Here is a 17,761-nt window from a genome sequence, read left to right on the forward strand (position 1 = left end):
GCTGCGTCCGGGGCACGAGACTATCGTCCGATGATCACCCCGATCACGTTCGGCGCCGCCAGATATTTCTCCTCGATCGCCGCGCGCGCGGCGGCGCGGTTTTCCGGCGTCAAGAGGCCGCGCTTCTCGGCCAGGATCATCCAGCAGAAGCCCCACCAATCCGTCAGCATGCCCTGATCGCCGACGAGGTCGTAGCCCTGCTCGGCCGCGAAGATGCGCGCCTGCGCTTCATCCAGCGTGTCCAGAAACAGATGATCCTCGGCCGAGAACAGATCGTCGCTGACGTCGTCGATGGTGTAGCCCCAGATCGACTGGCACACCGCGTTGAACTCGCGGTCGAACTGGTCGTCGTCGACCCTCTGGCGTCGTGCCGCCTGATGCAGGCGCGACAGCGAGCGCGCGAAATCGGCGATCCGGGTGAGGGCAAATTGATCGAAGGCGATGGTGGACATGTAGTCCTCGCAAAGTCTGACAGACGCTAGATATTGTGTCGGCGACGCGCCGAATCACAATGATATATCAAAGACTTGCTAAAGTGTTCTTAATTCGTTCTATGGCGGAGCGGGAGACAGCCCCGAAGCCGGCTACGGGCTGCCAGAATCGAAAGGGGCCGCTTCGCAGCGGCCCCTCGCCGGTTACAATTCTTGTTCGGGATGAGAAATTCCAGCCCCGGCAAGCGTAACGTTAGAACCGGCAACGGGCTTGGGCGATTCCGGAAAACTACTGAACGTAGTGCTGTCCCAATTTTTGGCGTCAGAAGCAGCGTGAGGCCGCGATGGCGTGGACGCGGCGGTCGCCCAGCAAATGGGCGACAAAACCATTGGCCGGAAAGATCTTTGCGAAGGCAACGTCGCGGATGCTGAGGCCGCCGGCATAGGCGCCGAACGCCGGCATCACCGCACGCATCCCATCGGAGGCGAAGCAGCGGCGCTCCAACGAGCGGCCGCGCGCGGAGACGCGCGCCTTGGGATGGAGATGGCCGGCGATCTCGCCGCACGCACCGGTCGGCTCGTGACGGAAGGTGATCGGGCCGATCGCGACCTCGTCCGCGACGGTGCCGCCGAGATCGCGCGGCAGCATGGGATCGTGATTGCCGGAAATCCAGATCCAGTCGCGGCCGGTCTGGAGCGCGGCGACGGCATCGCGATCGTCGGCCGACAACCGCTCATGCGCCGTGCGGTCGTGAAAGCTGTCGCCGAGTGCGATGACGGTGCGCGGATCATGGCGGGAGATGACAGCAGCGAGACGGCTCAGGGTCGCGAGCGTATCGTAAGGCGGCAGCAGCACGCCGCGGGTGGCGAAGCTGGAGCCTTTTTCCAGATGCAGGTCGGAGACCACGAGCAGACGCTGCTCGTCCCAGAACAGCGCGCCGGAGAGATCGGCGGCGAAGGTTACATCGCTGATGGTGACTGTGGACACGCGCATGTCGTCGACATCTCCTGAAACCTGCGCGCCAATCGTCACGTCTTACCCGCTTCTATCCATCGCCTCTTTGACGAGCTCATCGGCGGCTTCGGCCAAGAGCTCGTCTGCAGCTTCGCCATAAACTGACTCGCGGCCGATTTCCAGCATCACGGGCACGGCGAGCGGAGAGACGCGGTCGAGTTCCCGGTGGGTGATGCGACCGTGGATGCGCATCAGCATGTCGCTGAGGCGGCGCAGATCGAGCAGGCCGGTGGCGGCATCGGCGCGGGCGGCGCGCAGCAGCACGTGATCGGCCTGGTGTTTTCGCAAGACATCGTAGACCAGATCGGTCGAGAACAGCACCTGGCGGCGGCTCTTCTCCTCGCCGGTATGCCGGCGCGCGATCAGCCCGGAGATGATCGCGCAGTTGCGGAACGTGCGCTTCATCAGGGCGGACTCGGCAAGCCAGGCCTCGAGATCGTCGCCGAGCATATCAGGATCGAACAGCGCGTTGAGATCGATCCGGCCATCACGGATCATGAAGGAGAGATCACCGAGCGCCCAGATCGCGACCGCATATTCGTTGGCGACGAAGCCGAGCGGCCGGGCGCGGGCGCGCTCCAGCCGGCGCGTCAGCAGCATGCCGAGGGTCTGATGCGCGAGACGGCCCTCGAACGGATAGCAAACGATGTAGTGCTTGTTGGCGCGCGGAAAACTCTCGACCAGCAGCTCGCGCACCGCCGGCACGCGCGAGACGTCCTTTTGCAGCGACAGCCAGTCGCGCACCTGCTCCGGCAAGCCGCCCCAGGCGCGGCCGTCATCGAGCAGCCGGCGCACGCGCTCGGCGAGATAGGTCGAGAGCGGAAACTTGCCGCCCATATAGGACGGCACTTTCGGGTCCTTGTCGTTGGCGCGGGAGACATAGACCTGGTCCTCGACCAGCGTTTCATAGCGCACCACCTCGCCTGAGAACACGAAGGTGTCGCCGGGGCTCAAGCCCTCGATGAAGGCCTCCTCGATCTCGCCGAGCAACCGCCCCCCGCGCGCGATGACGCCGGTCGAGCCCGCTCCGCCGCCGCGCGAGCGCACCAGGCGCACCTTCAGCATGTCATCCTCGACGATGGTGCCGACATTCATCCGGTAGCTCTGCCGCACCTTGGGATTGGCGACGCGCCAGCGCCCCTCCTTGTCCTGCTTGATGCGGGCAAAGCGTTCATAGGTCTTCAGCGCGTAGCCGCCGGAGGCGACGAAATCGACGACGTCGTCGAAATCCGGCCGCGACAAGTCGGCGTATGGCGCTGCGGTGCGCACTTCGGCATAGAGTTCATCGGAGAGGAACGGCTCGCCGCAGGCACAGCCGAGCACGTGCTGGGCCAGCACGTCGAGCGCACCGGTGCGCAGGGGCGGCGTGTCCTGCGCGTTCTCGGCAATGGCATCGATAGCGACGCGGCACTCCAGCACTTCGAAACGATTGGCCGGCACCAGCACCGCGCGCGAAGCTTCGTCGAGACGGTGATTGGCGCGGCCGATCCGCTGCATCAGGCGCGAGGAGCCCTTTGGCGCGCCGATATTGACGACGAGATCGACATCCCCCCAGTCGACGCCGAGGTCGAGCGAGGAGGTGCAGACCACGCCGCGCAGGCGCCCCGCCGACATCGCGTCCTCGACCTTGCGGCGCTGGGCGACGTCGAGCGAGCCGTGATGCAGCGCAATCGCGAGGCCGTCGTCGTTCATGCTCCAGAGATTCTGGAACAGCATCTCGGCCTGGCTGCGGGTGTTGACGAAGACCAGCGTGGTCTTGTTCGCCTTGATCAGCTCGTAGATCTCAGGGAGCGCGTGGCGCGCGCTGTGGCCGGCCCAGGGCAGGCGCTCGCGCGTATCCAGCATCTCGACCAGCGGTGGCGCCGCGCCGCCGGCGATAACGATGTCGGCTGCTCGCTCCTCGCCGTCGGGCTGCGGCACCAGGAAGCGCGCGAGCTGATCCGGCTCGGCGACCGTCGCCGACAGGCCGATCGCGCGCATCTGCGGGGCCAGCCGCCACAGCCGCGCCAGCCCGAGCGAGAGCAGATCGCCGCGCTTGGACGTCACCAGCGCATGCAGCTCGTCGAGCACAATGCGCTTCAGCGAGGAGAACAGGAACGGCGCGTCATCCGAGGACAGCAGCAAGGCAAGCTGCTCGGGCGTCGTCAGCAACACATCAGGCGGATAGCGCCGCTGCCGCTGCCGCCGCGACACCGGCGTGTCGCCGGTGCGGGTCTCGACCTTGATCGGCAGCGCCATCTCCGCGATCGGCCGCTCCAGATTGCGCGCGATGTCGACGGCAAGCGCCTTCAGCGGTGAGATATAGAGCGTATGCAGGCCGCCGGTGCGCTGCACGCTGCGGCCGGTGGAGACGAGGCTCTGTTTCTCACCCGCCTTCCGTTCGGCCGCCTCGGTCGAAAGCTCCACCAGCGTCGGCAGGAATCCCGCCAGCGTCTTGCCGGCGCCGGTCGGTGCGATCAGCAGCGCGCTAGCGTCCTCGCGCGCCTTCTCCAGCAGCGCCAATTGATGCGCGCGCGGCGACCAGCCGCGGGCTGCGAACCATTGCTGGAAGCGGCTCGGCAGCAGCGTGGCCGGCTCGGCCGATGTTTGGAGGATACGGGGCGGCACGGCATGACAGGTAAGCCGTGAAGATCGCTTCGTCGAGGGGTGCCGCCCTCCCCGCCTGCGCGAGGAGGGCCAGCGGTCTCACGCCCCGGCCGGCACCTGATCCAGAAATCCGGTCACGCTTCTGATGCGGCCGTCCTTCAGCACGACGAAATCCGTGCCCTTGATCGGGCTGTCGGTGCCATCGGGACCAAGTCCCCATGAAAAGCGGATGTGATCGCCGTAGCCGTTGGGCTCGCCGATCAGCTTGAACCTGAAATCGGGAAAGCGCTGCTGCACGCCTGCGATCAGCGCCTCGATGCCGTCGCGGCCGTCGCCCTTCATCAGGGGATCGACATAGCTCGCATCGCTCGTCCAGTTTTCGCTGAGCAGCTCGCGGCGCCGGCCGGCGGCGCGCTCGTTCCAGAGCTCGATGTAGCGGCGGGCGATGGTGATGGGGTCGGTCATGGTGCTCTCCTTCAATGACGCCGTGGTTGGCTGTCCCTGACTATCGAAGGATCGCGCGCGCCGATCGATTACCTCGTAGGTCATGCGCATGATCCGGAAAAGTGTAGAGCGGTTTTCCGGCCAAATCATGCGCAAAAAGAACTGAGTCGCGCGAAAAAAATGGAGCGCGATGATGTTGTCATCGCGCTCCATTCGCATGCGAATTGATCGTGAAGATTACTTCGCGGCCGTGACCATGATCTCGACGGTGTATTGCGGCGCCGCCAGCTTGGCTTCGACGGTGGCGCGGGCGGGGGTATTGCCGGCCGAGACCCAGGCGTCCCACACTGCGTTCATCTCGCCGAACGTCTTCATGTCGGTGATGTAGATCGTGGCCGAGAGCAGCTTCGACTTGTCGGTGCCGGCCTTGGCGAGATGGCCGTCGATGGTCGCCAGGATGTCCTGGGTCTGCTTCGTCACGCTTTCGCCGGCGGCCTTGTTGGCGACGACGCCGGCGAGATAGACGGTGTTGCCATGCACGACGACCTGGCTCATGCGCGGGCCGGTTTCGAAACGCTGAATGCTCATTTACGGATCTCCTCACTGGAATGGCGGCCCTGTCTAGCCCAGCACCTCGCGCCGTGCCACCCCGGGCACGCATGCGTTGCCTGCGGCGCATGCGTTGCCGGGCACGCATGCCGTCAACGCCGAGCATGTGCGCCTCATGGAAACTGACTGAAAAAAGCCCAGATCGTCTCGGCGCCATCGATGTCGCCGTTCTGCGGCCCGAGCAGGCCGGCTGCGACCCTCGGGAAGCGGGCATCCGGAGAAAATCCAGGCATGCGGTGGCCGCCATGGTTGATGCGATAGAGCACGACGTCGTGTCCCCTCGGGCAGCGCGATGAGATCCGGGTCACTGTCGATTGGTCTGCAGGCGCCTTGTCGGGCAAGTCGGTCACGCTGGCATCGTCGGTCTCACAACCATTGAGCTTGCGCCAGAACGCCAGCGTCTCCTCGGTCGACCAGAACCCGTCCGCGGCAAAATAGCTCGATCCGCGACCGCCCTCATACGGGACCAGCTGGTCGGCCGTTCCGTTCATGAGCAGCATCGGCAGAGGCCTTGACGGATGGCAGGTGACGGCGGCCTCGTCGGTGAGATTCATGATCACGCTCGCGCCGGCCGCAAACAGATCGGCGCGGGCGCAGACCATGGTCATCGCCATGGCGCCGCCATTGGAGACGCCCGCGACGAAGACGCGCTTTGCATCGGCCGTGCCGTCGGCCACCAGCTTCTCGACGAGCTTTGCGAGGAAGGCGACGTCGTCGGTGCCCGCGGGCGGTCCGCGCAGCGCAGGCCCCGCCTTGGTTCGCGCGTCCGCCCAGGCATTGTTGAGCCCGTCCGGAAAAATCACGGCCAGGCCCTCGCGCTTTGCGACCTGCGGCCAGGCCGTCCGTGTGACCATGTCGGCGCCGCGCTGGGTCTTGCCGTGCAGCACGATCACGAGCGGTGCCGGCTTCTTCGCGGGAAGCTGCGCGGTGTAGGACCGCTTCACGCCGTTGACGTCGACCGTCTCGGCGGATGCGACTGACGCGGCGGCCAATGCCGCGACCAGCGCGCCGATGCGCAGCATCCACCGCCGCATGACCTACCCCACCGCTTTCGCCGCGGCCCGGCCGGCATTGCGGCCCGAGAACAGGCAGCCGCCGAGGAAGGTGCCTTCCAGCGAGCGATAACCATGCACGCCGCCGCCGCCGAAGCCGGCGGCCTCGCCGACCGCATAGAGGCCGGGAATGACGGCGCCCTCGCCGCCGAACACACGCGAGTCGAGATCGGTCTCGAAGCCGCCCAGCGTCTTGCGGGTGAGGATGTTGAGCTTGACCGCGATCAGCGGCCCTTGCGCGGGATCCAGGATCCTGTGCGGGGAGGCGGTGCGGATCAGCCTGTCGCCGATATAGCGGCGCGCATTGTGGATGTTCATCACCTGCGCGTCCTTGACGTAAGCGTTGGCGATCTCGCGGTCGCGCGCCTCGATCTGCATCCTGATGTGCTCGAGCTTGAGAAGGTCGCTGCCGGCAAGCTTGTTCATCTCCGCAACAAGGTCCTCGATCTTGTCGCGCACGATGAAGTCGACACCATGGCTTTTGAATGCTTCGACCGGCGCGGGGGCGCCCTTGTTGGTAGCGCGGCGCAAGGTCATGCGCCAGCTCTTGCCGGTGATGTCGGGATTCTGCTCCGAGCCCGACAGCGCAAACTCCTTCTTGATGATGCTCTGGGTCAGGATGAACCAGGAATAATCATAGCCGGTCGACATGATGTATTTGAGCTGGCCGAGCGTGTCGGAGCCCGGGAACAGCGGCGCCGGCAGCCGCGTGCCTGTGGCGTCGAACCACATTGAGGACGGGCCAGGCAGGATGCGGATGCCGTGGCGCGGCCAGATGGGATTCCAGTTCTGGATACCCTCGACATAATGCCACATGCGGTCGCGATTGATCAGCCGCGCGCCTGATTTCTCGGTGATACCGATCATGCGGCCGTCGACATGTTCGGGCACGCCGGAGATCATGAACTTCGGGGGATCACCGAGCCGCTTCGGCCAGTTCTGCCGCACCAGCTCGTGATTGCCGCCGATGCCGCCGGACGCCACGATCACGGCCTGCGCCTTCAGCGCAAACTCGCCGACGACGTTGCGCGAGGAGCTCTTGCCGCGCTCGATCGTGTCGGGGGCGAGGACAGCGCCGCTGACGCCATCCACCGTGCCGTTGGTGATCGAGAGCGCATCGACGCGGTGGCGGAACCTGAAGCTCAGCCGGCCGCTTTTCATCGCCTCGCGCGCACGGCGCTCGAACGGCTCTACGAGCCCGGGCCCGGTGCCCCAGGTGACGTGAAAGCGCGGCACCGAATTGCCGTGGCCCATCGCGTCATAGCCGCCGCGTTCGGCCCAGCCGACCACCGGGAAGATGCGATGGCCCATCGCCCGCAGCCAGGCGCGCTTCTCGCCGGCCGCGAATGCCACATAGGCCTCGGCCCATTGCCGCGGCCAGAAGTCCTCGTCGCGGTCGAAGCCGGCGGCCCCGATCCAGTCCTGCATGGCCAGGTCGAAGGAATCCTTGATGCCGAGCCGGCGCTGCTCCGGCGAATCGACCAGGAACAATCCGCCGAACGACCAGAACGCCTGGCCGCCGATCGACTGCTCGCCTTCCTGGTCGACCACGATCACGCGCTTGCCCGCATCCGCGATCTCGGTTGCGGCAACCAGTCCCGATAGGCCCGCGCCGACAACGATGACGTCAGTCTCTTCAGCCATGTGTTTCCCCCTCCATGATTCCCCCGCCACAGGTTCCTCCCTGTAGTCGCCCGGATTGAAGCCAGCGGTTGTAACTGAGATCAAGGGTGTGGCGCATAAGACATCATTAACTTGTTCCACTTTGGGATAGAGACCCATCGGGTGCAGCGCGGACGCAACACTGGATTTGAATTTGTTTTGAGCGAGCCGGCCTGCCTAGACAAAACCGCGGTTACGACAGACGCTAGTCGCGCATCACCACCGAACACGCAGATTCGAATTCGACTGGGGCGGGGGACAATGAAGTTTCTGACGGGGTTGCTTGCGGCGATTCTCCTGATCGCTTGCATGGGGGCTTCTCACGCGGTGGTTCGGATCGCGGATGACCGCGGTGGCCGGATCGGAACCTATGTCGACAAATACCAGGACCTGCGGCAGTCAGGTGACACCGTCATCATCGACGGCCTCTGCGCCTCGGCCTGCACCATTGTCCTCGGCGCCATCCCGCACGACCGCATCTGCGTGACCTCGCACGCGACGCTCGGCTTCCACGCCGCGTGGGATTTCGGCACCAACGGCCGCGCCGTCACCAACGCCGAAGCCACCCAGATGCTCTACGCGATGTATCCGTCGCAGGTGAAACGCTGGATCAGTCAGCGCGGCGGCCTCACCCCGCACATGCTGTTCCTGAAGGGCAAGCAGCTCCAGGCCATGTACAAGCCCTGCTACCTGGACGCGCAAGCCTCGGCCAACAAGCCGTCGTCGCGGTAGGCGCACATTCGTCCCTTCCAGCGCTGCTCTTTCGTCATGGCCGGGCTTGTCCCGGCCATCGACGTTTTTGGGCTCGGTGAAAAGCGCATGGATGCCCGGCCCTTCGCCGCGCCGAAGCGGCTTCGGACGCGCAGGCGGGACAAGCCCGGGCATGACGAGAATGGGACGTACTTCCGCACCCCGTGATCCCCCTCCCGGCCGCCGCGCTTGCCGGGCCACGCCCCAGCGCCTATTTGAAAGGCAGGGAACCCCGACCTTCGCCCCGATCGTTGTCATGGCTCAACCGCTGCACCCCTCGCATCCGCTACAGGACGATTCGCCCACTGCCGGCCGCACGCCGTTCGTGCTGCTGTTGGCGGGCGCGGGGCTCGGCGGATTGCTCGTGCTCGGCGCGCTGGCGCTGTGGTTCCACTACGGCACGCAGATGTTCTTCGAAATGATCAGGACCGGTTTCGCCGCCTGCTTCTGATCCGCCACAGGAAGTTTTTCGCTCATGAGTTCCGCCGCCCGTCCGCTGGTGATTGCGACCGCCTTCGCCGCAAGCCTCGTTGTCGGCCTCCTGATCATGTTCTGGGCCATGGGCGGGGTCAGCAAGGTGGCGCAGCCGGCCGCGATCGGCGGCCCGTTCCAGCTGACCGACCAGAACGGCAAGGCCGTCACCGACAAGAGCCTGAAGGGCAAGCCGACCCTGATCTTCTTCGGCTACACCCATTGCCCAGATGTCTGCCCGACCTCGCTGTTCGAGATCTCGGAAGTGCTGCGCGCGATGGGCAAGGATGCCGACAAGGTCAATGCCGTCTTCATCTCGGTCGATCCCGAGCGCGATACCCCGGCGACCATGAAGGAATATCTGTCGAGCTTTGATCCGCACCTCGAGGGCCTGTCCGGCGATCCCGCCGAGACCGCCAAGGTCATCACCTCCTACCGGGTCTACGCCAAGAAGGTCCCGACCAAGGACGGCGACTACACCATGGACCACACCGCGCTGATCTATCTGATGGACCGCGACGGCCGGTTCGTCTCGCCGTTCAATTTGAAGCGGACGCCGGACGAGGCGGCGGCGGATTTGAAGAAGTATCTCTGAGAAGAGCGCAGGATCGAGCGGCATTCTCGGTGCAACCTCTCCCGCTTGCGGGGGAGGTCGGCGCGCACAGCGCGCCGGGTGGGGCTCTCTCCACATTGGGGCTCGCCCGCGGAGATACCCCCACCCCGGCCCTCCCCCGCAAGCGGGAGAGGGAGCGCACCTCGACTTGGCTGCATTCCATGCTCGCGTTCCCGTCGGGATGGTCTATAACGCCCTCCGATCCCAATGAAATTCGTTCATTTCCGGCCGATGGCTCCATCGCAACAGGCGAAATCGCCCAAATCTGCCCGTAGCTTGCTGGCGGGGCTGGCCGTCGGCGCCTGCCTGCTCATGGGCTTGCCCGACGCCCAGGCCCAGGCGCCCGCCAAGCGGCCCCCGGCGGCGCCTCAGGCCACGCCGCAGGTCGCGCCCCAGGCCGCCCCGCAGGCCGTGCCCGGGTTCTGGGACCCGCGGCGGCGACCGGAGCGGCCGGACCTGTCGCGCCTGACCGTGATCCGCTTCCTGACCGAGACCGACTATCCGCCGTTCAATTTCACCGGCGCCGACGGCAACCCGGCCGGCTTCAACGTCGATCTGGCCCGCGCGCTGTGCGAGGAGATCAAGGTCACCTGCACCGTGCAGATGCGCCGCTTCGAGACGCTGGTCGACGCGCTCTCCTCCAACCGCGGCGATGCCATCATCGCCTCGATGGCGGTCAGCCCGCAGCTGCGCGCCCGCGTCGACTTCACCGACCCCTATTACCGCGTGCCGGCGCGCTTCGCCTCGCGCAAGGACGCGGTGATGCCGGAGATCCGCCCGGAATATCTCGAGGGCAAGAAAGTCGGCGTCATCGCCGGCTCCGCGCACGAGGCCTATCTCAAGGCGATGTTCACCGACGCCGAGCTGCACCCGTATCCCAACGACGACGCAATGCGCGCCGCCCTTCGCAAGGGTGAGGTCGATTTCATCTTCGGCGACGCCATCTCGCTGGCGTTCTGGATCAACGGCACCGATTCCGGCGATTGCTGCGCCTTCTCCGGCGGCCCCTTCGTCGAGAGCCGTTTCTTCGGCGAAGGCATCGGCATCGCCGTGCGCAAGGGCAACGACGTGCTGCGCCAGGCCCTGAACTGGGCCCTGTTCCGCGTCTGGGAAAAAGGCCGCTACACCGATCTGTGGCTGCGGTATTTCTCGGTGAGCCCGTTTTAGCCCTGCGCTCGCGACGAGCAAACTGCCGTTGGGTGGGCAAAGGCGCGTCAGCGCCGTGTCCCACGTCTTTGAGGTGGTGGGCACGCTTCGCTTTGCCCACCCTACGATCCCCGCGATAGTTGCTCCGCAACTTTTGCATTCTGCCCGGAAATCGCTATTTTCCGCGGCCCGGAGGCCCCCTTGATGTCCGTTATCGATCCCAACATGAGCCCGAGCGATTTGCGCGCGCTCGCCGAACAATCCAACGCCTGGCCGTTCGAACAGGCGAAGGCCATCGTCGCGCGGCTGAAGAAAAGCCCGAAGAACGAGGTGCTGTTCGAGACCGGCTACGGACCATCCGGCCTGCCGCATATCGGCACGTTCGGCGAGGTCGCGCGCACTTCGATGGTGCGGCATGCCTTCCGCGTGCTGACCGAGGACAAGGTCAAGACGCGCCTCCTCGCATTCTCCGACGACATGGACGGGTTTCGCAAAGTGCCGGACAACGTCCCCAACAAGGAGATGCTGGCCGCGCATCTCGGCAAGCCGCTGACGCGGGTGCCGGATCCGTTCTCCAACGAGTACCCCTCGTTCGGTGCGCACAACAACGCGCGCCTGCGCGCGTTTCTGGATCATTTCGGCTTCGACTATGAGTTCGCGAGCTCGACCGACTATTATACGTCCGGCCGCTTCGACGCGACGCTGCTCAAGATGTTGGCTGCCTACGACAAGGTGATGGCGATCATTCTGCCGACGCTGGGACCCGATCGCCGCGCGACCTATTCGCCGTTCCTGCCGATCAGCAAGACCAATGGTGTCGTGCTGCAAGTGCCGATGATCCGCCGCGATGTCGCCGCCGGCACCGTGACCTATGTCGACCCCGACACGAACCAGGAAGTGGAGACGCCCGTCACCGGCGGCAACGTCAAGTGTCAGTGGAAGGCCGACTGGGCGATGCGCTGGGTCGCGCTCGGCGTCGACTACGAGATGGCCGGCAAGGATTTGATCGATTCGGTGAAGCTCTCGGGCGCGATCGCCAGGGCGCTCGGCGGCACGCCGCCCGAAGGTTTCAACTACGAGCTCTTCCTCGACGAGCAGGGCCAGAAGATCTCGAAGTCGAAGGGCAACGGCCTCACCATCGACGAGTGGCTGCGCTACGCCTCGCCGGAATCGCTGTCGCTGTTCATGTATCGCGAGCCCAAGGCGGCCAAGCGGCTGTATTTCGACGTCATCCCGCGCAACGTCGACGATTATCAGCAGTTCATCGACGGCTTCGCCAGGCAGGATGGCAAGCAGCAGCTCGGCAATCCGGTTTGGCACATCCACAACGGCAAGCCGCCGCAGGGCGACATGCCCGTCACCTTCCAGCTCCTGCTGACGCTGGTGTCGTCGTCGAACGCGGAGAATGCCGAGACGCTGTGGGGTTTCATCGGCCGTTATCGTCCGGGCGTCTCGCCGCAGACGCATCCCAAGCTCGATGCGATGGTCGGCTACGCCATCAATTACTACCGCGACTTCGTCGCGCCGACGAAGCAGTTCCGCGTGCCCTCGGACACCGAGCGCAGCGCGCTGCAGGACCTGCGCGATGCGCTGTCACAGCTTGCGCAGGACGCATCGGCCGAGGACATCCAGAACGTCGTCTACGAGATCGGCCGCCGCGAGCCGTTCCTCGATCAGGTCAAGAAGGGCAAGGACGGCCGTCCCGGCGTCACGCTGGACTGGTTCAACATGCTCTATCAGGTCCTGCTCGGCCAGGAGAAGGGCCCGCGCTTCGGCTCCTTCGTCGCGGTGTACGGGGTGCAGAACGCGGTCAACATGATCGACGGCGCGCTGGCGCGGAGCGCGTGAGGCAAGAGGTAGCCCGGATGGAGCGAAGCGCAATCCGGGGTTCTCGCAAATTGCACGCCTGGTCCCGGATCACGCTGCGCTCCATCCGGGCTACGGACCGTTTGCTTCAGCTCAAATCGATTTCAGCACGTAGCGCCGGTTGTCCTTCTGCACTGGGCGCGCGTTCATCGGATAGAGTTTTGCGAACGCGGCGACGTCAGCGGCGGACACCTGAATCGGCGTGGTCAACAGCAGCCATTCGACCACTTCCGAACAGGGCGGAGTCGTCAGCGAGCCGGGATAGCGGAAGTAGCTCAGCTTTTGCGGCAGCATGGCGTGCGGATCGATGCTCGCATCCGCCTTCACCGCCGGGCCTTCCGCCGCCGGCATGGTCTTGACGATCTTGCCGAACGCCGGGTTCGGCCTGCCCTCGGCCATCAGCACGCCGACCACGGCGAGGCCGCCGGCTTCGTTGCGATGGACGAAATGCGCCTCCATCGGAAAATTCTTGCCGCCGATCATGTGCTCGCTCGGCCGGTGGAAGTGCACCTGAAGCAGCTTGTACTTGACGTCGCCGAGCATCAACGTGCTGCCCTCGGCGAAGTTGAGCTGGATCGTGTGTCCGTTGTTGACGATCGTGTCGGCGCTCTTGCCCCAGTTCAGCTTCAGAACCGGCAATTGCGACTTGATCGTCCCCTCGATGTCGATCGGCGACTGCTGCAGGCCGACCGCGCAGGCCTTGTTGGCCGCATCGAGATCGCCCCATTTGGCCGGACCGCCGACGCCCTCATAGCTCCAATGCGCGCCTTCGGCTGCGAAGGCCGGCTTGCAGAGCGGACAAAGCGCAAGACCCGCGAGAGCCTTCAATGCGCGACGGCGATTCATCGTATTCCCCTAGAGATGAATTTGACTGGCAATATCGGCCGCAACCTATGCGAGAGCGGCGGTGAGTCGCAATGGCGATGCAAGAGTGACGCGAGCCGGAAGCGATTCAGACCTTCTGGCGAAAGGTCTCCAGCATGGCCGCGACGATCTTCTGCCCGTTTCTGCGCAGCTTCCTGGAATCCTCGGCGTGGGGCAGCAGCAGTCCGATCTTGCAGATCATGGCGTCGATCATCCGGCTGAGCAGATCGACATCGTCCACGTGCAACTCGCCATCGCGCTTCAGCGCCCGCAGCGTCGCGATCAGGAGCGCGGTCGGGTAGGTCTCCTCGATCTCGCGATAGCGCGGCTCGCCGAGCACGGCCTGCGCTTCCTGGATGACGATGCGCGCGTAGTCCGGCTCTTCGCAGGCGTCGAGATAGGCGTCGATGCCGGCGCTGAGTCGATCCCAGATCTTGCGCTCATTGCGCGCCGCGATCTCGATTCTGCCGGCCGCCTCGCGCTGCATGGCGACGACGACGGCGTCGAACAGCGCCTTCTTGTCCTCGAAGTGATGGTAGAACGCGCCGCGCGTGACCCGCGCCGCCCGCGAGATCGCCTCCATGCCGGCGGCCTGAAATCCGTGGGCTGCAAACGCTTCGCGGCCGGCATCGAGCAGCGCCTGCCTGGTGGCCTCGCTGTACTCTTCCCGACGACTTCTCGGAGGATCCTTCGCCCGCATCGCGCGCAACCTAACGCTTGACGCGTCGGTATCAAACCGCATATAATATACATGATGTATGTATTAGACGAACAGAATGTAAAAATTGTCGAGGTAGCCATGGACGGCAAAACGCATGTTCGAGCTGGCGGAAGGGCTGGCGATCGCGAAGAGCCGGCAGGATGTCGCTGCGGCGCTGGAGGTTCTGCATCCCGACATGGTGCTGGAGACGCCGGCCTTCGGCACGAGGGCGCAGGGTCTTGCCGAAAACAAGCGCATCCTGACAAGCTTTTTCAAGTCCTTCCCGGACTATCACGTCACCCTCGACGGCCACGCCAATTCCGCCGGCACGCTGGTCTGCTGGGGCACCGCGCGGATGACGATGACGGGGGATCGCTTCGGGGCCGTGCCGAACGGCCGTCGCGCCGAGCTGCCGGTGTTCATCGCCTTCGCCTTTCGCGACGACAAGATCGCGTATGAGCGCTTCGTCTTCGATCTCTCCGAGCTCTGCGCCCAATCCGGCGTCTCGACCGACGCGGTCAGGCGCAAGCTGTTCGGCGAAGCGACGCAGGCGGCGTAACTCCATCCACGCAACAGGAGCGTCAGATCATGGCCGATCCCCGCATCAAGCCCGTCGGTGACCTCGCGACCAGACTTCTCTTCGACATCGTTGTCGACCTCGATCCGCGCCTTAATTTCGGCGCCGGGCCGGTCGGGCAGCGCGTGCTGTTCGGGGCGGCCAAGGGCTCGTTCGAAGGCCCGCGCCTGCGCGGCGAGGTGCTGCGGGGCGGCGGCGACTGGGCCTTGTTCCGCGCCGATGGCACCATGACGCTCGATGTCCGCCTGTCGCTGCGGACGCATGATGGCGAGCTGATCTACATGACCTATGGCGGCCGCTGGGTGACGCCGCAGGCTTTGCGCGCTGAGATGGCGGATCCCGCGCGACGCACCAAGGTCGATCCCGCCGGATATTACTTCCGTACCAATCCGCTGTTCGAGACCGGCTCGCAGACCTACGCCTGGGTCAATGACATCGTCTGTGTCGGCAAGGGTTATCTCGTCGAGGGCGCCGTCGCCTACAAGGTCTTCGAGGTGCTGTGAGAGCTTCCGTGGATCCGTTGAGTACGTTGCACGTGAGCAGTCCCCTCGCCTTCACTGGCTCGCCCACATGATGCGCGCCATCCACGCCACATCGCTCGCCGCCATGGTGCGCCCGGCCTGCGACGCATCGAGCGATTGAAGCTCCAGCGCCTTCGCGGTGCGGCGCCCCAGCGTCGCGACCATCACCTCGCCCGCCCTGGTCTTCACCACCACGCGATCGCCTTTGCGGATCGGTGCGCCGGGTGAGACCAGGATGAGGTCGCCGTCGCGATAGGCGGGTAGCAGCGCATCGCCGGAAATCTCCAGCGCAAAGGTGTGGCTGTCCTCGGTGGGAAGCGCGATTTCGGTCCAGCCCTTGCCGGATGGAAAGCCGGCCTCATCGAAAGCGCCGCTCGCGCCGGCCAGCGCGAAGCCGAGCAGCGGTACCGAGCGGCCGTCGCCGGCGTCATCGTCGATCAGCCGCGCAAAGCTCTCGATCGAGGACTCGGCCGCGGCCAGCGCCTTTGCGATCGATTCGGTCGAGGGCCAGCGCTCGCGGCCGTCGGAGGTGACGCGCTTGGACCTGTTGAAGGTGGTGGGATCGAGCCCGGCGCGCTTGGCAAGACCGGACGGCGACAGACCGGCGCGCGCCGCCAACCGATCCAGGGCGACCCAGATCTGGTCGTGCGTCAGTATCCTCTGCGCTTTGGCCTGCCTGACCATGCAAGGTCCAGCCCGTCGCAACTCAGGAAAACTATCCTCAAATCAACCGGTTTTCCGTTTTTCGCGCAAGAGGCAGCGGGGCAGCCGCCCTCAAGCGAAATGGATACCGGCTGGCCCCAGGAAAACGCCGCAAGAAAACGCGCCAAAACAGGAATTTAGAGACCCGTTCCGATTTCATCGGAGCGGAATAGGCTCTAAGCCTTGAGTTCGGAAGGGGCGGCCTTTACGGTCGCGCCCGGGTTTCGGGGGCCCGCACGCGGCGAAAAAACCCAAGAAACTCAAAGAGCTGACTCAAAGAGCAAACAGGGCTGCGCAAGCGGTGGTCAAGATCTACAAAATCTGTCCGGCCTCGGCCTGGCGTGAGGCGGAACGGCAGGGTGTCTACCGGGGCAGCGCGGACGATGCGCGCGACGGCTTCATCCATTTCTCGACCGCTGCTCAGGTTCCCGAGACCTTGCGCAAGCACTATGTCGGACAGCGCGCGCTGTTCCTGGTCGAGGTCGACGGCGACGCGCTCGGCAGCGAATTGCGCTGGGAGCGCTCGCGCAATGACGAGCTGTTTCCACATCTCTATGGCGAGCTCGACCTCGGCGCGGTGCTGTCGGTGATGAACCTCAACATCCGCTCGGACGGCGGCCACGACACTCCGGAGCTGCTGCCGTGATCCGCGCTTTCGACGCCTTTTCGCTGCCGGTGCTGCGCTGGCTCGATCCGGAAGACGCCCATCGCCTCGCGATCCAGGGCCTGCGCTTCCTGCCGCCGGTCAAGCCGCGCGCTGACGATCCCAAGCTTGCGATGCGCGCTTTCGGGCTCAACTTTCCCAATCCGATCGGCATGGCCGCGGGCTTCGACAAGAGCGCCGAGGTGCCGGACGCGTTGCTGCGGCTCGGCTTCGGCTTCGTCGAGATCGGCTCGGTGACGCCGAGGCCGCAGAGCGGCAATCCGCGGCCGCGGCTGTTTCGTTTGGAGCGCGATGAGGCCGTCATCAACCGCATGGGTTTCAATAATGACGGGGCGGACGTCGCCTTGCGCCGGCTCGCCGCGCGCGCGCAGCATGGCGGCATCGTCGGCGTCAATGTCGGCGCCAACAAGGATTCGCCGGACCGCGTCGCCGATTACGTCAAGCTGATCGAGACCTTTGCGCCGGTCGCGAGCTATTTCACCGTCAACGTCTCCTCGCCGAACACGCCGGGCCTGCGCAATTTGCAGGAAGGCGCCCTGCTCGACGATCTCCTGGCCAGGGTGATCGACGCGCGCGAGCGTGTGCGTCAGAAGGCCGGCGACACGCCGGTGCTGCTCAAGATCGCGCCGGATCTGAGCCTCGCCCAGCTCGACGACGTCGTGCAGGTGGCGCGCTCGCGCCGGGTCGACGGCATGATCGTGTCGAACACGACGATCGCGCGGCCGAGCACGCTGCGGGAGGGGATGCGCGCCAAGGAGCAAGGCGGCCTGTCCGGCCGGCCGCTGTTCCGCCTGTCGACGCGCATGGTCGCGGAGACCTATGTGCGCGTCGAAGGAGCGTTCCCGCTGATCGGCGTCGGCGGCGTGGATTCGGGCGGTGCCGCGCTGACCAAGATCCGTGCCGGCGCGAGCCTGATCCAGCTCTATTCGTCGCTGATCTACAAGGGCCTCGGCCTCGTCGACGAGATCAAGCGCGACCTCACCTCGACGCTGCTCCGCACCGGCCGGGATTCGCTGTCCGAGATCGTTGGCGCCGATGCGGCGACGCTCACAGCGGAAGACTGGCCGGGGATGTAGGAAAGTCTCGTG

19 protein-coding genes are annotated in these 17,761 nt (G+C 65.3%); 9 read left to right on the plus strand and 10 right to left on the minus strand.

Annotation, left to right across the window (positions count from 1 at the left end; all coding sequences use genetic code 11):
- Positions 1 to 20 precede the first annotated feature (20 nt).
- The 7 genes from GGD61_RS15690 to GGD61_RS15720 all read right to left on the minus strand — a co-directional run bounded on the left by GGD61_RS15690 (position 21) and on the right by GGD61_RS15720 (position 7,781).
- The gene (locus tag GGD61_RS15690) at positions 21 to 452 is read right to left on the minus strand and encodes a hypothetical protein (RefSeq protein ID WP_092251749.1); all 432 of its coding nucleotides are present in this window, start codon (positions 450 to 452) and stop codon (positions 21 to 23) included.
- A gap of 301 nt (positions 453 to 753) precedes the next feature.
- Positions 754 to 1,425 carry a ligase-associated DNA damage response endonuclease PdeM gene (pdeM, locus tag GGD61_RS15695; protein ID WP_049815010.1) on the minus strand — a complete coding sequence of 224 codons (672 nt, stop codon included), beginning with the start codon at positions 1,423 to 1,425 and terminating at the stop codon, positions 754 to 756.
- Between the two features lie 42 nt (positions 1,426 to 1,467).
- Positions 1,468 to 4,053, minus strand: coding sequence for a ligase-associated DNA damage response DEXH box helicase (locus GGD61_RS15700; RefSeq protein ID WP_092251747.1), 2,586 nt, complete (start codon positions 4,051 to 4,053; stop codon positions 1,468 to 1,470).
- A gap of 78 nt (positions 4,054 to 4,131) precedes the next feature.
- Positions 4,132 to 4,497 carry a nuclear transport factor 2 family protein gene (locus GGD61_RS15705; RefSeq protein WP_092251985.1) on the minus strand — a complete coding sequence of 122 codons (366 nt, stop codon included), beginning with the start codon at positions 4,495 to 4,497 and terminating at the stop codon, positions 4,132 to 4,134.
- A gap of 216 nt (positions 4,498 to 4,713) precedes the next feature.
- Positions 4,714 to 5,064: a RidA family protein gene (locus GGD61_RS15710; protein WP_018320814.1), complete on the minus strand. Its 351-nt coding sequence runs from the start codon at positions 5,062 to 5,064 to the stop codon at positions 4,714 to 4,716.
- A 134-nt stretch (positions 5,065 to 5,198) separates the two neighbouring features.
- Positions 5,199 to 6,119, minus strand: a complete 921-nt coding sequence (locus GGD61_RS15715; protein ID WP_092251745.1) for a PHB depolymerase family esterase — start codon at positions 6,117 to 6,119, stop codon at positions 5,199 to 5,201.
- A gap of 3 nt (positions 6,120 to 6,122) precedes the next feature.
- Positions 6,123 to 7,781 (minus strand): FAD-binding dehydrogenase, encoded by a 1,659-nt coding sequence (locus tag GGD61_RS15720; RefSeq protein ID WP_092251743.1) that lies wholly within the window; start codon positions 7,779 to 7,781, stop codon positions 6,123 to 6,125.
- Between the two features lie 279 nt (positions 7,782 to 8,060).
- On the opposite strand from GGD61_RS15720, the gene GGD61_RS15725 reads away from it, so the two are divergent.
- From GGD61_RS15725 to GGD61_RS15745, 5 genes are all read left to right on the plus strand, one after another.
- On the plus strand, positions 8,061 to 8,531 hold the full coding sequence (locus GGD61_RS15725) for a hypothetical protein (protein WP_177236867.1): 471 nt from the start codon (positions 8,061 to 8,063) through the stop codon (positions 8,529 to 8,531).
- A gap of 274 nt (positions 8,532 to 8,805) precedes the next feature.
- Complete coding sequence (locus GGD61_RS15730; protein ID WP_183230885.1) at positions 8,806 to 9,000, plus strand: hypothetical protein; 195 nt, start codon at positions 8,806 to 8,808, stop codon at positions 8,998 to 9,000.
- A gap of 24 nt (positions 9,001 to 9,024) precedes the next feature.
- Positions 9,025 to 9,615: an SCO family protein gene (locus tag GGD61_RS15735; RefSeq protein WP_018320819.1), complete on the plus strand. Its 591-nt coding sequence runs from the start codon at positions 9,025 to 9,027 to the stop codon at positions 9,613 to 9,615.
- Between the two features lie 249 nt (positions 9,616 to 9,864).
- On the plus strand, positions 9,865 to 10,800 hold the full coding sequence (locus GGD61_RS15740) for a transporter substrate-binding domain-containing protein (RefSeq protein WP_092251981.1): 936 nt from the start codon (positions 9,865 to 9,867) through the stop codon (positions 10,798 to 10,800).
- 183 nt (positions 10,801 to 10,983) lie between these two features.
- Positions 10,984 to 12,627 carry a lysine--tRNA ligase gene (locus GGD61_RS15745; RefSeq protein ID WP_092251739.1) on the plus strand — a complete coding sequence of 548 codons (1,644 nt, stop codon included), beginning with the start codon at positions 10,984 to 10,986 and terminating at the stop codon, positions 12,625 to 12,627.
- A gap of 111 nt (positions 12,628 to 12,738) precedes the next feature.
- Here the strand turns inward: GGD61_RS15745 and GGD61_RS15750 are convergent, their stop codons facing one another.
- Both GGD61_RS15750 and GGD61_RS15755 read right to left on the minus strand, forming a co-directional pair.
- Entirely contained in the window at positions 12,739 to 13,491 is a 753-nt protein-coding gene (locus GGD61_RS15750; RefSeq protein ID WP_092251737.1) for a carbonic anhydrase, read from the minus strand.
- Positions 13,492 to 13,597: 106 nt separating this feature from the next.
- Positions 13,598 to 14,209 carry a TetR/AcrR family transcriptional regulator gene (locus GGD61_RS15755; RefSeq protein ID WP_177236866.1) on the minus strand — a complete coding sequence of 204 codons (612 nt, stop codon included), beginning with the start codon at positions 14,207 to 14,209 and terminating at the stop codon, positions 13,598 to 13,600.
- A gap of 115 nt (positions 14,210 to 14,324) precedes the next feature.
- Here GGD61_RS15755 and GGD61_RS15760 point away from each other — a divergent pair, with 115 nt between their 5' ends.
- Both GGD61_RS15760 and GGD61_RS15765 read left to right on the plus strand, forming a co-directional pair.
- Complete coding sequence (locus GGD61_RS15760; protein WP_183230886.1) at positions 14,325 to 14,768, plus strand: ester cyclase; 444 nt, start codon at positions 14,325 to 14,327, stop codon at positions 14,766 to 14,768.
- A gap of 29 nt (positions 14,769 to 14,797) precedes the next feature.
- Positions 14,798 to 15,289 (plus strand): DUF3237 domain-containing protein, encoded by a 492-nt coding sequence (locus tag GGD61_RS15765; RefSeq protein ID WP_092251731.1) that lies wholly within the window; start codon positions 14,798 to 14,800, stop codon positions 15,287 to 15,289.
- Positions 15,290 to 15,340: 51 nt separating this feature from the next.
- On the opposite strand, the gene GGD61_RS15770 is transcribed toward GGD61_RS15765, so the two are convergent.
- The gene (locus GGD61_RS15770) at positions 15,341 to 15,991 is read right to left on the minus strand and encodes a helix-turn-helix transcriptional regulator (protein ID WP_018320826.1); all 651 of its coding nucleotides are present in this window, start codon (positions 15,989 to 15,991) and stop codon (positions 15,341 to 15,343) included.
- Positions 15,992 to 16,310: 319 nt separating this feature from the next.
- On the opposite strand from GGD61_RS15770, the gene GGD61_RS15775 reads away from it, so the two are divergent.
- Both GGD61_RS15775 and GGD61_RS15780 read left to right on the plus strand, forming a co-directional pair.
- Positions 16,311 to 16,655, plus strand: a complete 345-nt coding sequence (locus tag GGD61_RS15775; protein WP_018320827.1) for a DUF952 domain-containing protein — start codon at positions 16,311 to 16,313, stop codon at positions 16,653 to 16,655.
- Positions 16,652 to 17,749, plus strand: coding sequence for a quinone-dependent dihydroorotate dehydrogenase (locus GGD61_RS15780; RefSeq protein ID WP_092251729.1), 1,098 nt, complete (start codon positions 16,652 to 16,654; stop codon positions 17,747 to 17,749). Before GGD61_RS15775 ends, GGD61_RS15780 begins: the two co-directional genes overlap by 4 nt.
- Positions 17,750 to 17,761 lie beyond the last annotated feature (12 nt).

The sequence above is a fragment of the Bradyrhizobium sp. SBR1B genome, from assembly GCF_014198205.1.
In the GTDB taxonomy this organism is placed as follows: Bacteria; Pseudomonadota; Alphaproteobacteria; order Rhizobiales; family Xanthobacteraceae; genus Bradyrhizobium.

Bases quoted from the DNA above. Each gene is read 5' to 3' on its own strand.
- pdeM (WP_049815010.1), bottom strand. From the start codon at position 1,425: ATGCGCGTGTCCACAGTCACCATCAGCGATGTAACCTTCGCCGCCGAT.
- GGD61_RS15765 (WP_092251731.1), top strand. From the start codon at position 14,798: ATGGCCGATCCCCGCATCAAGCCCGTCGGTGACCTCGCGACCAGACTT.
- GGD61_RS15710 (WP_018320814.1), bottom strand. From the start codon at position 5,064: ATGAGCATTCAGCGTTTCGAAACCGGCCCGCGCATGAGCCAGGTCGTC.
- GGD61_RS15725 (WP_177236867.1), top strand. From the start codon at position 8,061: ATGAAGTTTCTGACGGGGTTGCTTGCGGCGATTCTCCTGATCGCTTGC.
- GGD61_RS15740 (WP_092251981.1), top strand. From the start codon at position 9,865: ATGGCTCCATCGCAACAGGCGAAATCGCCCAAATCTGCCCGTAGCTTG.
- GGD61_RS15735 (WP_018320819.1), top strand. From the start codon at position 9,025: ATGAGTTCCGCCGCCCGTCCGCTGGTGATTGCGACCGCCTTCGCCGCA.
- GGD61_RS15750 (WP_092251737.1), bottom strand. From the start codon at position 13,491: ATGAATCGCCGTCGCGCATTGAAGGCTCTCGCGGGTCTTGCGCTTTGT.
- GGD61_RS15690 (WP_092251749.1), bottom strand. From the start codon at position 452: ATGTCCACCATCGCCTTCGATCAATTTGCCCTCACCCGGATCGCCGAT.
- GGD61_RS15770 (WP_018320826.1), bottom strand. From the start codon at position 15,991: ATGGTCAGGCAGGCCAAAGCGCAGAGGATACTGACGCACGACCAGATC.
- GGD61_RS15755 (WP_177236866.1), bottom strand. From the start codon at position 14,209: ATGCGGGCGAAGGATCCTCCGAGAAGTCGTCGGGAAGAGTACAGCGAG.
- GGD61_RS15745 (WP_092251739.1), top strand. From the start codon at position 10,984: ATGTCCGTTATCGATCCCAACATGAGCCCGAGCGATTTGCGCGCGCTC.
- GGD61_RS15760 (WP_183230886.1), top strand. From the start codon at position 14,325: ATGTTCGAGCTGGCGGAAGGGCTGGCGATCGCGAAGAGCCGGCAGGAT.
- GGD61_RS15705 (WP_092251985.1), bottom strand. From the start codon at position 4,497: ATGACCGACCCCATCACCATCGCCCGCCGCTACATCGAGCTCTGGAAC.
- GGD61_RS15715 (WP_092251745.1), bottom strand. From the start codon at position 6,119: ATGCGGCGGTGGATGCTGCGCATCGGCGCGCTGGTCGCGGCATTGGCC.
- GGD61_RS15720 (WP_092251743.1), bottom strand. From the start codon at position 7,781: ATGGCTGAAGAGACTGACGTCATCGTTGTCGGCGCGGGCCTATCGGGA.
- GGD61_RS15730 (WP_183230885.1), top strand. From the start codon at position 8,806: ATGGCTCAACCGCTGCACCCCTCGCATCCGCTACAGGACGATTCGCCC.